This window comes from Streptomyces sp. CNZ287, assembly GCF_007827615.1.
This window is the reverse complement of the sequence record NZ_VISV01000014.1, coordinates 137,214-151,402: the sequence shown is the minus strand read 5'-3', so window position 1 is coordinate 151,402 and position 14,189 is coordinate 137,214. Positions and strand designations below refer to the sequence as shown.

At 73.4% G+C, this 14,189-nt stretch carries 14 protein-coding genes; 10 read left to right on the top strand and 4 right to left on the bottom strand.

The window, feature by feature from the left end; translation table 11 throughout:
- Positions 1-13 precede the first annotated feature (13 nt).
- Positions 14-454, bottom strand: coding sequence for an ATP-binding protein (locus tag FB457_RS23990; protein WP_145783219.1), 441 nt, complete (start codon positions 452-454; stop codon positions 14-16).
- A gap of 180 nt (positions 455-634) precedes the next feature.
- Between FB457_RS23990 and FB457_RS23985 the strand changes: the two genes are divergently transcribed.
- A complete protein-coding gene (locus tag FB457_RS23985; RefSeq protein ID WP_347614841.1) occupies positions 635-1,489 on the top strand; it encodes a helix-turn-helix domain-containing protein in 855 nt (284 codons plus the stop codon).
- 18 nt (positions 1,490-1,507) lie between these two features.
- Positions 1,508-1,714 (top strand): DUF397 domain-containing protein, encoded by a 207-nt coding sequence (locus FB457_RS23980; RefSeq protein WP_145783217.1) that lies wholly within the window; start codon positions 1,508-1,510, stop codon positions 1,712-1,714.
- A 3-nt stretch (positions 1,715-1,717) separates the two neighbouring features.
- Here the strand turns inward: FB457_RS23980 and FB457_RS23975 are convergent, their stop codons facing one another.
- On the bottom strand, positions 1,718-2,356 hold the full coding sequence (locus tag FB457_RS23975; protein WP_145783215.1) for a hypothetical protein: 639 nt from the start codon (positions 2,354-2,356) through the stop codon (positions 1,718-1,720).
- A gap of 189 nt (positions 2,357-2,545) precedes the next feature.
- Between FB457_RS23975 and FB457_RS23970 the strand changes: the two genes are divergently transcribed.
- The 4 genes from FB457_RS23970 to FB457_RS23955 all read left to right on the top strand — a co-directional run bounded on the left by FB457_RS23970 (position 2,546) and on the right by FB457_RS23955 (position 6,419).
- Positions 2,546-3,577: a trypsin-like peptidase domain-containing protein gene (locus tag FB457_RS23970; RefSeq protein ID WP_145783213.1), complete on the top strand. Its 1,032-nt coding sequence runs from the start codon at positions 2,546-2,548 to the stop codon at positions 3,575-3,577.
- 4 nt (positions 3,578-3,581) lie between these two features.
- The gene (locus tag FB457_RS23965; protein ID WP_047016422.1) at positions 3,582-4,328 is read left to right on the top strand and encodes a response regulator transcription factor; all 747 of its coding nucleotides are present in this window, start codon (positions 3,582-3,584) and stop codon (positions 4,326-4,328) included.
- The gene (locus FB457_RS23960; RefSeq protein WP_145783211.1) at positions 4,325-5,782 is read left to right on the top strand and encodes a sensor histidine kinase; all 1,458 of its coding nucleotides are present in this window, start codon (positions 4,325-4,327) and stop codon (positions 5,780-5,782) included. Before FB457_RS23965 ends, FB457_RS23960 begins: the two co-directional genes overlap by 4 nt.
- Before the next feature lie 214 nt (positions 5,783-5,996).
- Complete coding sequence (locus FB457_RS23955) at positions 5,997-6,419, top strand: SSI family serine proteinase inhibitor (RefSeq protein WP_047016420.1); 423 nt, start codon at positions 5,997-5,999, stop codon at positions 6,417-6,419.
- A gap of 35 nt (positions 6,420-6,454) precedes the next feature.
- On the opposite strand, the gene FB457_RS35350 is transcribed toward FB457_RS23955, so the two are convergent.
- Both FB457_RS35350 and FB457_RS23950 read right to left on the bottom strand, forming a co-directional pair.
- The gene (locus FB457_RS35350) at positions 6,455-6,628 is read right to left on the bottom strand and encodes a hypothetical protein (RefSeq protein ID WP_164492495.1); all 174 of its coding nucleotides are present in this window, start codon (positions 6,626-6,628) and stop codon (positions 6,455-6,457) included.
- A gap of 160 nt (positions 6,629-6,788) precedes the next feature.
- A complete protein-coding gene (locus tag FB457_RS23950; protein ID WP_186462038.1) occupies positions 6,789-8,624 on the bottom strand; it encodes a bifunctional metallophosphatase/5'-nucleotidase in 1,836 nt (611 codons plus the stop codon).
- A gap of 131 nt (positions 8,625-8,755) precedes the next feature.
- On the opposite strand from FB457_RS23950, the gene mshD reads away from it, so the two are divergent.
- The 4 genes from mshD (at position 8,756) to FB457_RS23930 (ending at position 14,174) form a co-directional block, all read left to right on the top strand.
- Positions 8,756-9,700: a mycothiol synthase gene (mshD, locus tag FB457_RS23945; RefSeq protein WP_047016418.1), complete on the top strand. Its 945-nt coding sequence runs from the start codon at positions 8,756-8,758 to the stop codon at positions 9,698-9,700.
- Between the two features lie 148 nt (positions 9,701-9,848).
- Positions 9,849-12,104, top strand: a complete 2,256-nt coding sequence (locus tag FB457_RS23940) for an RNA degradosome polyphosphate kinase (protein ID WP_145783209.1) — start codon at positions 9,849-9,851, stop codon at positions 12,102-12,104.
- A complete protein-coding gene (locus FB457_RS23935; RefSeq protein WP_145783207.1) occupies positions 12,088-13,734 on the top strand; it encodes a hypothetical protein in 1,647 nt (548 codons plus the stop codon). Before FB457_RS23940 ends, FB457_RS23935 begins: the two co-directional genes overlap by 17 nt.
- Positions 13,731-14,174 carry an NUDIX domain-containing protein gene (locus FB457_RS23930; protein ID WP_145783205.1) on the top strand — a complete coding sequence of 148 codons (444 nt, stop codon included), beginning with the start codon at positions 13,731-13,733 and terminating at the stop codon, positions 14,172-14,174. The genes FB457_RS23935 and FB457_RS23930 overlap by 4 nt, the downstream gene beginning before the upstream one ends.
- Positions 14,175-14,189: the final 15 nt, after the last annotated feature.

Genomic DNA, 14,189 nt, shown 5'->3' with positions numbered 1-14,189 from the left:
CGGGGGCGGGGCGTCAGCCCCGGTCCGGCGGCAGCCGGAGCCGCACCCACACGCACTTCCCGATGCCGTTGGCCCGCCGATAGGTACCCCAGTCGTCCGCAAGCGCGTCCACGAGCGCCAGCCCGCGCCCGCTCTCGTCGTCCTCGCCCGCGATGCGGGGGTGGGGCAGGTCGTCGTTGGCGTCGGCGACTTCCAGCCGTAGTGCCTCCGCCCGCAGGGCGAACCGGGTGCCGATTTCTCGCCCGGGGGGCACCTTGCCGTGCCGCACGGCGTTGGTGACCAGTTCGGAGAGCAGCAGCACGGCCGTATCGGCCACGTCCTGATCCACGCCCCACAGCCCCAACTGGGCTCTCAGAGCGGTCCGGGCACGGCCCACGCTTTTGACGTGCCGCGGAAAGCGTCGGCTGGCTTCGCGTTGCTGGCCTGCCGTGAGTGCAGGGAGCGACGGATCCATGAGCAAACCCCCTTGTCCACGCGGGTGTTCGGCAGGTGGGAACGTGCCCACTCTGCTGGCGAAGCACAAGGATGCTCTTGCACTTGCTCGAACAGCAATCGTTCCTTTGGAACTCGTTCCATGATCTTTGCGAGGAGGGTAATCTCCTCCTGTCGTTGAGTAAGCAGATGGGGGCACCACATGACCGGAGCGCGGCCCACCGTGCGCCGTCGACGTCTGGCCGCCGTCCTCCTGGCGCTCCGGGAGGCGGCCGGTATTTCGCCGGAGGAGGCAGCGGAGCGGATCGGTTGCCATCGGACGAAGATCAACCGGATAGAGAACGCGCGGTTGGGAATCTCTCTGGGCGAGTTGCGCGACCTGCTGACCTTCTACGGTGTGGAAGACGGCGACTACGTCGAGCAGTTGGTGGCCCTGGCCCGACGCGGAAGAGAACCGGGCTGGCTGCAGCAACTGGGCACGGCCTTGCCCTCGTACGCCGACTACATCGACTATGAGCGAACCGCTGACTACATCCGCTCCTTCGAGCCGCTGCTGATCACCGGCCTGCTGCAAACCCCGGACTACGCCCGGGCGCTTGTGGAGGGCAGCAACGCGATGCTCAGCCGGGAGCGCGTGGACGAGTTGGTCGGCATCCGAATGGAACGACAGAGGGTGCTGGAGGGCAACGATCCACCGCGGGTGTGTGTGATCCAGGGGGAGGCCGCGCTGCTGACGTGCGTCGGCGGTACGAAGGTGATGCGCGCACAGCTCGACCGGCTGCTGGCGGTGGGGGAGCATCCGAGCGTCGAGTTGCAGGTTGTCCCGCACCGCGCGGGCGCGCATGCTGGGCTCATGGGGGCTTTCGTGCTGTTCAGCTTCCCCACGCCTGCCTATTCCGATGTTGTGTGCGTGGAGCACAAGACAGGCACGCTCTACCTGGAGACCGCGGAAGAGATCGATACGTATACGCTCACGTTCGACTCGCTGCGGTCCACGGCTCTGGCTCCGGCCGAGAGCCGTGATCTGATCGCTCGTTTGAGAACGACGTTGGACTAGTCGCCCGGAGAGGGGCTTATGCGGTCACTGGAGCACGGCAGCGTTGCGTGGCGCCGGTCCAGCTACAGCGGTGAGTCCGGCAACTGCGTCGAGATACGTCGAGGCGCGGCCGCGGTCAGCGTCCGGGACAGCAAGGACCCCGGGAGCGGCGTCCTCGCTGTCAGCGCTGCCGCGTGGGCCGACTTCGTTGCAGCTGTCAGACGCGGGGAGTTCCCGCAGACGTAGCGCTCAGTCCGGATGGGCAGCCGCCGGGGGCGGTCTGTACGACCTCACCGGGTCGGCCCAGCCGCCGAGGCGGCGGCTCAGGCCGAAGCGCCTGGGGAGCCACCAGCGCCTTCGTACGTGGCCGTCCGTGGCGGGCGACCACTGCGGGCCCGACAGGTCCTCCACGCCCCACCACGTTTTGACCGCCTTCCGCCCGTGGAGCTTCAGCAGCGGCCATCGCGGTATGTGCAGGCCGACGTAGACCATGTTCACGTCGTCTCCGCACTTGGTCGTGTAGAAGCACCGGTGCCCGTCCGTGTAGCTCGACCCCAGCCCGCAGTCGAGTCCCATGGTGCCGCCGAGCCAGGTGAGGGCCAGCTTTCCGTCCGCGGGGATCGACGGTACGAGCACCGGGTTGTACCAGACCTCGCGGTTGAGGCCGCGCGTGAGCGAGGTGCGCGCCGTCTGGGCGACCACGACGTTGGTTGCCGGGCCCCGGCCCACGTTCATGAGCCACCACTTCGGTTCGGCGTCGTCCGTCTGCGCGCTCTCCCACATGAACTGCAGGACGGGCATGTGGGAGCGGCGGTCGGTCATGTAGGCGAGGATGAACGAGCCGAGCGATACCAGAACGGCGAACGCGGAGATGATCAGTGCCAGCACGGCACCTCCCCCTCGGGGCTGGCGTGCTGTCCGGATCCGGTGAGGAGCAACGCGGCGCCACGACGGCCACCGTAGTACCGCCGCGCCTCCGGCCCCACCCCTCGCCTTTATATCGGGCAAACGCGGTTTTACTCCGCTTCTTACCCACGTCTCAGACGCCTCTCAGAATCCGCGGGGATCGTCGAGGGCATGACGGAGCAGACATACCGCACCAGCACCCAGCCCGCCTTCGCAGCCGGCCGTGACGGGGTCCTGCCCGCCGACCGGGCCGGCGCGGGCCACCCTCAGACCTTCGCCGGCGCGCACGGCGGCGGGTACGCCGGGTTCGGCGCCCCGCCGCCGCCCCCCGCCGGGCCGCCACGGCGCGGGCGGGCCAGGGGGCCCCTGGGGCTGCTCGCCGCCGCCGCGCTGGTCGCCGCCATCGTCGGGGGCGGCAGCGCCGCCCTCGTCGGGGAGCTGACCGATTCGTCCGGTACGAGCACCAGCGCCTCCAGCCCTGCCAGCGGCACCCAGGTCTCCTCCGGGAACAGCGGCTCCGTCGCCGGCGTCGCCGCCGCCGTCAGCCCCAGCGTCGTGGAGATCAAGTCCTCCTCGACCGCCGGGCAGTCGACGGGGTCCGGGGTGATCGTCACCGAGAGCGGCGAGATCCTCACCAACAACCACGTCGTCTCCGGCGCCGAGCAGGTCCAGGTCACCTTCAGCGACGGCTCCACCGCCGCCGCCGACGTCGTCGGCACCGACCCCGACCTCGACATGGCCCTCATCAAGGTGCAGGGCAAGAGCGGCCTCAAGCCCGCCACCCTCGGCGACTCCGACTCCCTGAAGGTCGGCGACGAGGTCGTCGCCATCGGCTCCCCCGAGGGCCTGAGCGGCAGCGTCACCAGCGGCATCGTCTCCGCGCTCGACCGCGACGTGACCGTCGAGAAGGAGGAGGGCGGGCAGCCGCAGCGCGGCGAGCAGTGGCCGTTCGGCTTCGGCGGCGGCCAGTACAACGGGCGGCTCGGGCCGGAGACGACCACGTACCAGGCCATCCAGACCGACGCCTCGCTCAACCACGGCAACTCCGGCGGCGCACTCATCGACATGCAGGGCCGGATCGTCGGCATCAACTCGGCCATGTACACGCCGCCGGACGACTCCTCCGCGGGCAGCGTCGGCCTCGGCTTCGCCATCCCCATCAACGATGTGAAGCACATCCTCGGCGACCTCAGGAACAATTGAGGCCGTGACCGAGCAGCAGCAGCGCATCCTGATCGTCGACGACGAGCCGGCCGTACGCGAGGCGCTGGAGCGCAGCCTCGCCTTCGAGGGCTACGGAACCGAACTCGCCGTCGACGGTCTCGACGCCCTCGACAAGGCCGCCTCGTACCGGCCGGACCTCGTCGTCCTCGACGTCCTCATGCCCCGCATGGACGGCCTGACCGCCGCCCGCAGGCTCCGGGCCGGCGGCGACCGGGTACCCATCCTCATGCTCACCGCCCGCGACACCGTCGGCGACCGCGTGACGGGCCTCGACGCGGGCGCCGACGACTACCTCGTCAAGCCGTTCGAGCTGGACGAGCTCTTCGCCCGCATCCGCGCGCTGCTGCGCCGCCGCGCGTACGCCGAGGGCGGCGAGCCGGCCGACACCGCCGAGGCGCTGGAGTTCGGCGACCTGCGGATGGACCTCGCCGCCCGCGAGGTCACCCGCGGCGGCCGGCCGGTGGAGCTGACCCGCACCGAGTTCACGCTGCTGGAGCTCTTCCTCAACCACCCGCGGCAGGTGCTCACGCGCGAGCAGATCCTCAAGGCCGTCTGGGGCTTCGACTTCGAGCCGTCCTCCAACTCCCTCGACGTGTACGTCATGTACCTGCGCCGCAAGACCGAGGCCGGCGGCGCCCCCCGGCTGGTGCACACGGTCCGCGGCGTCGGCTACGTCCTGCGCGCCCCGGAGGGCGACGCGAGGAGCGGCGGCAGGGGCGCCGCCAGGTGACGTCCCGCTTCGGCCGCCTGCCCCTGCGCTCGCGGCTGGCTCTGCTCACCGCTGCGGCGATGGCGGTGGCGATCGCGGCGGCGGCGGTCTCCTGCTGGCTGATCACCCGCGACCAGCTCATGAACGAGTTCAACCGTTCGCTGCGGCAGGCCGAGGTGCCGAACACCCTGCCCCGGATCGTCCGCACCGGCTGCCTCGACGAACGCCCCCCGGGCTCGCCGGAGGACCTGAACACGGACCGGACGACCGCCCAGATCGTGCTCCCGGATGGCAGGGCCTGCCTGCTCCAGGGCGAGCACACGATCCCCGTCACCGAGACGGAGCAGGCGGTCGCCGCCCAGGGCGGCGCGCAGCGTACCGAAATCATGCACGACGTGACCTCGGACGGCACCGAGTGGCGGGTCCGCACCATCGGCGGCGCCCTCACACTGAACGACGAGCCGGCCGCCATCTCCTTCGCCCGCCCCCTCAGCGAGGTCACCGACCCCCTCAACACCCTCGCCCTCGTCCTCGCCCTCGTCGCCGGCTGCGGCGTCCTCGGTGCCGGGGCGATCGGGCTCGGCGTCGCCCGCGCGGGCCTGCGCCCCGTGGAGCGGCTGACGCATACCGTCGAGCACATCGCCCGCACCGAGGACCTCGCCGTCGAGATCCCCGTCGAGGGCGACGACGAGATCGCCCGGCTGTCCCGGTCGTTCAACGCCATGACCGCCGCCCTCGCCACCTCCCAGGAGCGGCAGCAGCAGCTCATCGCCGACGCCGGGCACGAGCTGCGGACGCCGCTGACCTCGCTGCGTACGAACATCGAACTGCTCGCCCGCAGCGAGGAGTCAGGACGCGAGCTGCCGCCGCGGCAGCGCAGGGAGCTGCTGGAGTCCGTCACCGCGCAGATGACCGAGCTGGCCGCGCTCATCGGCGACCTCCAGGAGCTGTCCCGGCCCGACGCGGCGCCGGACAAGGCCCAACTGGCGGTCGTCGCGCTGGACGAGATCGCCGAGCGGGCGGTGCGGCGGGTGCGGCTGCGGGCGCCCGAGGTGCGGATCGACGCGGAGCTGGCGCCCTGGTTCGTACGGGCCGAGCCCGCGGCGCTGGAGCGGGCCGTGGTCAATCTGCTGGACAACGCGGTGAAGTTCTCGCCGCCCGGCAGCCGGGTCGAGGTCGGGCTCGGCGGCGACGGGCTGCTGCGGGTGCGCGACCACGGGCCCGGTATCCCGGAGGCGGAGCTGCCGCACGTCTTCGAGCGGTTCTGGCGCTCGCCGTCGGCGCGCGGCCGGCCGGGCAGCGGGCTGGGGCTGTCGATCGTGGCCCGTACGGTGCAGCAGGCCGGCGGCACCGTGGCGCTGCGCCGGGCGGCCGGCGGCGGGACGGAGGCGCTGCTGCGGCTGCCGGGGGCGCCGGAGCCGCCGCCGGGGTCCTTGTCCGCGATCCGGGGGCGCGGGCCCCACCGGCCGGCGTAGCGCGGGACGGCGCGGGGGCCGGCGGGCGCTGGGCCGTTCGGCCCAGCGCGCCCGAAGCGGCGCAAACGGCCGCGGGCCCCGTACGGGCGGGGGCAATCGGAATCGAAGGACATGCCTCCTTCGGGTGACGGTACCTCGCGCCGCTGACGGACTGGGGTATCTCTGACGTTCCAGACGCCCGCACGCCCCACGCCCCCGCCGAGGAGAAACCCCCATGACCGTCCGGCCCCTCGCCGCCGTCCTGGCCGCCACCGCCACCGCCGTGCTGTTGCCGCTGACCGCCGCCGCCACCGCTTCCGCCGAGCGCCCGCTGCCCGAGCCGTTCGACGCCACGCACCTGCGGCTGACGACGAAGTACGTCAGCGACCGCGCCAAGGGCGGCTTCACGTATCTGGACTGCGACCCCGCCGGGGGCTCGCACCCCGCGGCGGAGTCGGCCTGCACGGACCTGGCGAAGGTCGACGGGCGGTTCGAGGACCTGTCCGACAAGGAGGGCGCGTGCACGATGCAGTACGAGCCCGTGGAGCTGCACGCCACCGGCACGTGGCGCGGCAAGCCCGTCGAGTACGTCTCCGAGGTCTTCCCCAACCCCTGCACGGCGGACCTCGCAACCGGCGGCAACGTCTTCAACTTCTAGCCGTCCCGGCCACCACCGCGGTGGGCGCGAGCGTCCTACGGCTTGCGTCCCACCGCGCCGTACGCGTCGATCGGCTTCGCCGCGCCCACCTTCGCGGCCGGCCGCCAGATGCCGGGCCATCGTGACGATGCCCGGATAGACCTCCGCGACGGCGTCGCCCGCGGCACGGTGGGGTCGACCGCCGGTTCTGCCGCGTCCTCGTTGCTCATCGTGCCCGTCCTGCCGGGAGAGGGCTGCGCCGGAAGGGCCCGTACCGCCGGGGAGCCGGGGCGGGACGCGCCGGGGGGCCATCACAGCAGAAGGGGGTGAGCGGCGCAGGCCGGTTCCGGCCGCCTCGCCGCTCACCCCCCCCGGGGTCTCCCCGGCCGGCTACTGCTGCCCGATCACCGTGATCCGGTCGGCGGCCGGCGGTGCCAGCGGCTTGTCCGCGCTGGAGTTCGCCGTCAGGTAGCTCTCAAGGGCGGCCAGGTCGTCCCCGCCGACCAGCGTGTCCGTGCCGTCGGCCAGGGTGGGGAAGCCGTCGCCGCCGCCGGCGAGGAAGGAGTTGACGGCGACCCGGTACGTGGCAGCCGGGTCGAGCGGCTGCCCGTCGAGCCGGACCGAGTCGGCGACGACGCGGTCGGCGCCGGACTCCGTGAGGTCCAGCGTGTACGTCAGCCCCGCGGACGGCTGCAGGATCTTCGGCGCCGCCTCGTTGGCGCCGCTGACCTGCTCGCGGAGCACCTGGAGGAGCTGCTCCCCGGTGAGGCCGGTCAGGTTCACGGTGTTCGAGAACGGCTGGACGGTGAAGCCCTCCCCGTACGTGACGACCCCGTCGCCCTCGTCGCCGGCCGACGCGTACGTGATGCCCGCGCGGATGCCGCCCGGGTTCATGAACGCCACCCGGGTGCTCTCGTCGAGCGTCCTGGCGTGGGCGAGCTGCGCGTCGGCGATGAGGTCGCCGAGCGGGGACTCGGTGCCCTCGCGCGGGATGTCGCCGGAGACGTAGCCGACGGGCTTGGCGGCGATCGGCGCGGCGAGCTCGTTCCACTCCTCGACCAGCGAGGTCATGTCCGGCGCCCGGCGCTGCTCGCGGTCGACCACGTGGTTCTCGGCGTCCGGCAGCTTGGTCGCGGTGCGCACGATGTCGCCGGTGCGGCGGTCGTACGTCAGCGTGGTGTCGGTGTAGAGCCGGCCGAAGGACGACGCGGAGGTGACGCTGCGCGCGTTGCCCTCCGGGTCGGGGATGGTGCAGGCGTACGGCTGGTGGGTGTGCCCGGTGACGAAGGCGTCGACGCTCGCCGTGGTGCCCTTGGCGATCTCGGCGACGGGACCGGAGATCCCGGCGCCGGGGCCCGGGGTGTCGCAGTCGTAGTTGTACGCGCCGCCCGCCGAGGCCGCGGGGTACCCGCCCTCGTGGACGAGGGCGACGATGGACTCCACGCCCTGGCGCCGCAGTTGCTTCGCGTACGTGTCGATCGTCTCGATCTCGTCGTGGAACTTCAGCCCCTTGACGCCCTCCGCGGAGACGATGTCGGGGGTGGCCTCCAGCGTCACGCCGATGAAGCCGATCTTCACGCCCTCCTTCTTCCAGACGTACACCGGGTCGAGGGCCGGCTTGCCGGTTTTCTCGTCGGTGACGTTGGCGGCGAGGTAGGGGAAGTCCGCGCCCCCGTAGGTGCGGCCCTCCCGGTAGCCGCCGTCCTCGGGGTGGTTGCCGCCGTCCTGGAGGCGCCGCAGCTCGGCGATGCCCTCGTCGAACTCGTGGTTGCCGACGCCGGCGACGTCGAGGCCGAGGCCGTTCATGGCCTCGACGGTGGGCTCGTCGTGGAAGAGGCCGGAGACCAGCGGGCTGGCGCCGACGAGGTCGCCCGCGGCGGCGGTGACGGAGTAGCGGTTGCCCTCGCGGGCGTCGCGCAGGGAGGTGGCGAGGTAGGCGACGCCGCCTGCCTTGACGGTCTTCTTCGAGCCGTCCGGCTGGAGTTCCGCGACCTCTCCCGACGAGCCCTGCGGGGGTTCGAGGTTGCCGTGGAAGTCGTTGAAGGACAGCAGTTGGACGTCGACGGTACGGCCGCGGTCCTGCTTCTCCGCGCTGTCCGCGCCCGCGGGCTGCGCGGCGGCGAAAAGGCTGCCGGCCACCGCCAGCGCGGCGGCACCGGCCGCGGCCCGGCGCCCCCTTCGTGTCGTACGGAACCTGTCTGACGGCTCTGTTCTCCCAGACCTCACTGCGAACGCCCCCTCGGCGCGACGTGGAACACCGCTCGGCAGCTTAAGGTCGACGCGCGTAGCGCGTCTCCAACAAGGACTGAACTCTTCCCCAAGCTTCTCCGGCGTTCCGCCGGCCTTAGGCTTTCTCCATGACGGAGTCCGGTAAGACCGACACGGGGAAGCCGCGCGGCAGGCGCATCGAGGTGCTCGACGAGCTCACGCCCTCCCAGTCCCACGCCGTGCTCGGCATCATCGACGCCGCCGCCGCGACCGACGGCCGGGAGGCCGTCTCCGAGCAGGGCCGGCTCACCCTGCGCAGAGGCCACCGCGAGGGCGTCAAGCACCTCCTCCTCTACGACGGCACGGAGCCGGCGGGCTACGCGCAGCTTGAGGAGACCGACCCCGTCGAGCCGCCCGCCGCCGAACTCGTCGTCCACCCCGGCCACCGCCGCCGCGGTCACGGCCGCGCGCTGGGCCGCGCGCTGCTCACCGAGTCGGGGCAGCGGATGCGGCTGTGGGCGCACGGCGGCCACCCCGCCGCCAGGCACCTGGCGCAACTGCTCGGCCTCACGCTCTTCCGCGAGCTGCGCCAGTTGCGGATGCCGCTCGACGGGTACGCGGGGGAGGACGCGCCCGAGCCGCGGCTGCCCGCGGGGGTCACGGTGCGTACGTTCCGGCCCGGCGAGGACGACGCGGAGTGGCTGGCCCTCAACGCCGCCGCCTTCGCCCACCACCCCGAGCAGGGCTCGCTCACGCGGGCCGACCTGGACGACCGGATGGCGGAGCCGTGGTTCGACCCGCGCGGCTTCTTCCTCGCCGAGCGCGGCGGGAAGCTCGTCGGCTTCCACTGGACGAAGGTGCACAGTGCGGAGCACCTGGGCGAGGTGTACGTGCTGGGGGTGCACCCCGACGCACAGGGCGGCGGGCTCGGCAAGGCGCTGACGACGATCGGGCTGCGCCATCTGGCGTACGACCGCAGCATGCCCACGGGCATGCTGTACGTCGACGCCGACAACACCCCCGCGGTCGTGGTCTACGAGGGCATGGGCTTCAGCACCCACGAGACGGATCTCATGTACCGCACGGAGGGCTGACCAGGGCGGGCGGGCCGTACCGCGCACCGAGGGTTAGCCGCGTCGTTACCCTCGGTTCAACCTCAATTGCGAGCATCGACGGATGCAGCGCTCCGCCGCGAACCTGTCCGCCGTGCCGGGTCAGGCCCGGACACGGGAGAATAGGGGCATGGACGACAGCTCGCCCCTCGTCACGCAGCCCGCGCAGCCGGCCCAGCCGTCGGTGGGCTCGATCGCCGCCCGCCGCCCGCACGCGGTGGCCCCCGCCGCGCAGCGCGCGGCCCAGCAGATCGACCCGGACATCGACGCCGACGCCGACGACTACGACGGGCAGGAGGCGGACGAGGAACTGCCCCAGGGCCGCTTCCTGGACCGCGAGCGAAGCTGGCTGGCGTTCAACGAGCGGGTGCTGGAACTGGCCGAGGACCCGGCGACCCCGCTGCTGGAGCGGGCGAACTTCCTGGCGATCTTCGCCAGCAACCTGGACGAGTTCTTCATGGTGCGCGTCGCCGGCCTCAAGCGCCGCATCGCCACCGGCGTCGCCACCCGCTCCGCCTCCGGGCTCCAGCCGCGCGAGGTGCTGGACCTGATCTGGAACCGCTCGCGCGAGCTGATGGCGCGGCACGCGGCCTGCTTCCAGCAGGACGTGCAGCCGGCGCTGGCCGACGAGGGCATCGCCCTGGTCCGCTGGGCCGACCTGGGCGAGAAGGAGCAGGCCCGGCTCTTCACCCTCTTCCGGCAGCAGATTTACCCGGTGCTGACGCCGCTTGCGGTCGACCCGGCGCACCCGTTCCCGTACATATCGGGACTGTCCCTGAACCTCGCGGTCGTCGTCCGCAACCCCGTCAGCGGCCACCGGCACTTCGCCCGCGTCAAGGTGCCGCCGCTGCTGCCGCGGTTCCTGGAGACCGCCTCGGTCGGCGGCGCGCAGCGGTTCGTGCCGCTGGAGGACGTCATCGCGGCCCACCTCGAAGACCTCTTCCCGGGCATGGAGGTCCTCGCCCACCACACCTTCCGGGTCACGCGCAACGAGGACCTGGAGGTCGAGGAGGACGACGCGGAGAACCTGCTGAAGGCGCTGGAGAAGGAGCTGATGCGGCGCCGCTTCGGGCCGCCGGTGCGGCTCGAGGTGGAGGAGTCCATCGACCCGTACGTGCTGGACCTGCTCGTCCGGGAGCTGAAGATCTCCGAGGCCGAGGTCTATCCGCTGCCGGGGCCGCTCGACCTCACCGGGCTCTTCGGCATCGCCGCGCAGGACCGGCCGGAGCTGAAGTACCCGAAGTTCGTCGCGGGCACGCACCGCGACCTCGCCGAGGTCGAGTCGGCGTCCGCGCCGGACGTCTTCGCGGCGCTGCGCGAGCGCGACGTGCTGCTGCATCACCCGTACGACTCCTTCTCCACCTCCGTCCAGGCGTTCCTGGAGCAGGCGGCGGCGGACCCGGACGTGCTGGCCATCAAGCAGACGCTGTACCGCACGTCGGGCGACTCGCCGATCGTCGACGCCCTCATCGACGCGGCGGAGAGCGGCAAGCAGGTGCTGGTGCTGGTGGAGCTGAAGGCGCGCTTCGACGAGCAGGCGAACATCAAGTGGGCGCGGAAGCTGGAGGAGGCGGGCTGCCACGTCGTGTACGGGCTCGTCGGGCTGAAGACGCACTGCAAGCTGTCGCTGGTCGTACGGCAGGAGGGCGAGACCCTGCGCCGCTACAGCCACGTCGGCACCGGCAACTACCACCCGAAGACCGCGCGGCTCTACGAGGACCTGGGCCTGCTCACCGCCGACCCGCAGGTGGGCGCGGACCTCTCCGACCTCTTCAACCGGCTCTCGGGCTACTCGCGGCGGGAGAACTACCGGCGGCTGCTGGTCGCGCCGACGTCGGTGCGCGAGGGCCTGGTCCACCGGATCCACCGCGAGATCACGCACCACCGGGCCGGGCAGCCCGCGTACGTCCGCATCAAGGTCAACTCGATCGTCGACGAGGCGGTCATCGACGCCTGCTACCGGGCGTCGGCGGCGGGCGTGCCGGTCGACATCTGGGTGCGCGGCATCTGCGCCGTGCGGCCGGGGGTGCCGGGGCTCTCGGAGAACATCCGGGTCCGCAGCGTCCTGGGCCGGTTCCTGGAGCACTCCCGGGTCTTCGTCTTCGGCAACGGGGGCGAGCCGGAGGTGTGGTTCGGCAGCGCGGACATGATGCACCGCAACCTCGACCGGCGCATCGAGGCGCTGGTCCGGGTCGCGGACCCGGCGCACCGCGAGGCGCTGAACCGGCTGCTGGAGACGGGCATGTCGGACACGGTCGACTCCTGGCGTCTGGACTCCAACGGCGACTGGACGCGCAACGCGGTGGACGACGCGGGGAACCGGCTGGCGAACGTCCAGGAAATGCTCATCGACGCCCGGAGGCGCCGGCGTGTCATCGCGGCATGAGACATCCCTGACGGCCACGGCGGCGCCCGGCGGCGGCACGCTCGCGGCGGGCGAGGTGCTGGCCCGGTACCTGAGCACGCAGGCCACCGAGCTGCTCCGCGGCCTGCGGGACCTCCCGGCGCAGGAGGCGGGCGCCGGGGCGGGCGCGGCGGCGGTCGCGGGCGCGGTCCACGGCGCGGCCTTCCGTATCGCCGACACGCTGGGCAGCTTCGGCCCCTTACTGGACCCGGAGTGGGCGGAGCGCCTGGAGGGCGAGCTGTACTGGCTGGGCACGACGGTGCTGCGCGAGCACGTGTACGCGGCGCGCCGGGACCGGCTGGTGACGGCGCTGCGGCGGCTGTCGGGCGAGGAGGACGCGGCCGACTCCGCGGCCGGCGCGGTGGACCGGGGCCGGGCCGTGGACGCCGCGGCCCGCGGTGCGGCGGGCGGCGACGCGGATACCGGCAAGGCCGCCGAGGGCAGCGCGCCCGCGGGTCCGGGCGCGGGTGCACGGGATACGCGGGGCACGGCGCCCGCGTCGGCGGGTCATGCCGGGTCCGGCGACACGCCACCGGGAGCGGCGGAACGGCCGGACCGGATCGCGGACCCGGCCGGTACGGCCCGCGCCGCCGGCGTGGTGCCGGGGGCGCGGCCCGGGAGCGGCGGCGTGACGCGGGGTGGACCCGACGATCTCGACCGGGGGACCGTCACCGGCGACGCAGGCACCGCAGCCGCCGCCGCGGCGCGGCGGCCGGGCGGCGCGCTCGCGGGCGCGGCCCGCGGCGGGCGGTCCCGGGACGGGGTCGGGCGACATGCCTCCGAGACCTCCCCTTCGGCCGGTTCCGCCTCCGGCGTCTCCACGTCCGCGGCCGGTGATCCTTCCTCCGCCGGTTCCGCATCGCGCGCTTCGGGCTCCTCCGGCTCCGGTTCCGGGTGGACGGCTGCCGACGGCGGGCGCCGTACCGGGGTGGCCACCACCGCCATGCCCGCGGCAGGCGCCCCGCGGAGCGTGGGGGCGGCGCGGGCCGGGGCGCTGCTGGAGCGGCGGCTGGGGCTGGCACGGAGCCGGGCGCACTCCGAGGCGCTGGACGCGCTGACGTCCGCCCGGTACCACGCGCTGGCCGACGCCGTCGCCCTGCTCGTCTCCGACGCCCCGTTCACCGGCGCTGCCCGGCGGCCCGCCGCCGCACTGCCCGAGTACCACGACGAGCTGCGCCGCGTCCTGGCCGCCGCCGTCGCCGCGCTGCCGCTGGCCCGCGCCGGCCGCCCGTACAACGCCGCCGCCCTCGCCCGCGGGCTCGCCGCCCCCCGCGCGCCCGCCGTCGACGACCGCGACGACGCCCCCTGGCGGCACGTGCACGCCCTCGTCCGCCGCGCCCGGCATGCCGCGGAGATCCTCGCGGCGTGCCCGCCCGGCACCGTCCCCGTACGGACCGGGGGCCCGCCGCTGCCCGCGGCCGGCGCCGCGCTCGACCGCGACCGCGAGGCCGTCGAGGCCGCCGCCGCGGCCGCGGCCGCCGCGGCGACGCCGCGGATCGCCCCCGCCACCGCCTACGCCCTCGGCGTACTCCACGCCGACCAGCGCCACGAGGTGGAAGCCGCGCGCTACACCTTCGGCCGGCTCTGGCAGACGAGAGGGGAGCAGGAGTGAAGGATCACCCGGCCCACCCGGCCCCACCGATCCGCGCCGCGGGCTGCGTCCTGTGGCGTACCGCACCCGGCGTCCCCGGCGGGCTGGAGATCGCTCTCGTCCACCGTCCCAAGTACGACGACTGGTCCCACCCCAAGGGCAAGCTCAAGCAGGGCGAGGAGCCCCTGGCCGCCGCGGTCCGCGAGGTGGCCGAGGAGACCGGCATGGCCTGCGAGCCCGGCGCCCCGCTGCCCACGACCCGCTACCGGGTGGCGGACGGCCGCCCCAAGGAGATCCGCTACTGGGCCGCCCGGGCGGCCGCGGGCACGTTCGTCCCCAGCCGCGAGGTGGACCGCGTCGTCTGGCTGCCACCGGCCGCGGCCCGCCACCGGCTGACCCAGGGCCACGACCGCGCCCTCGTCGACGCTCTCCTGGCGACCCTGCCCTCCGAGGCGGCCTGAGGGACCCCGACCGGC

Bases quoted from the DNA above. Each gene is read 5' to 3' on its own strand.
- FB457_RS23990 (WP_145783219.1), bottom strand. From the start codon at position 454: ATGGATCCGTCGCTCCCTGCACTCACGGCAGGCCAGCAACGCGAAGCC.
- FB457_RS23985 (WP_347614841.1), top strand. From the start codon at position 635: ATGACCGGAGCGCGGCCCACCGTGCGCCGTCGACGTCTGGCCGCCGTC.
- FB457_RS23980 (WP_145783217.1), top strand. From the start codon at position 1,508: ATGCGGTCACTGGAGCACGGCAGCGTTGCGTGGCGCCGGTCCAGCTAC.
- FB457_RS23970 (WP_145783213.1), top strand. From the start codon at position 2,546: ATGACGGAGCAGACATACCGCACCAGCACCCAGCCCGCCTTCGCAGCC.
- FB457_RS23955 (WP_047016420.1), top strand. From the start codon at position 5,997: ATGACCGTCCGGCCCCTCGCCGCCGTCCTGGCCGCCACCGCCACCGCC.
- FB457_RS35350 (WP_164492495.1), bottom strand. From the start codon at position 6,628: ATGAGCAACGAGGACGCGGCAGAACCGGCGGTCGACCCCACCGTGCCG.
- mshD (WP_047016418.1), top strand. From the start codon at position 8,756: ATGACGGAGTCCGGTAAGACCGACACGGGGAAGCCGCGCGGCAGGCGC.
- FB457_RS23940 (WP_145783209.1), top strand. From the start codon at position 9,849: ATGGACGACAGCTCGCCCCTCGTCACGCAGCCCGCGCAGCCGGCCCAG.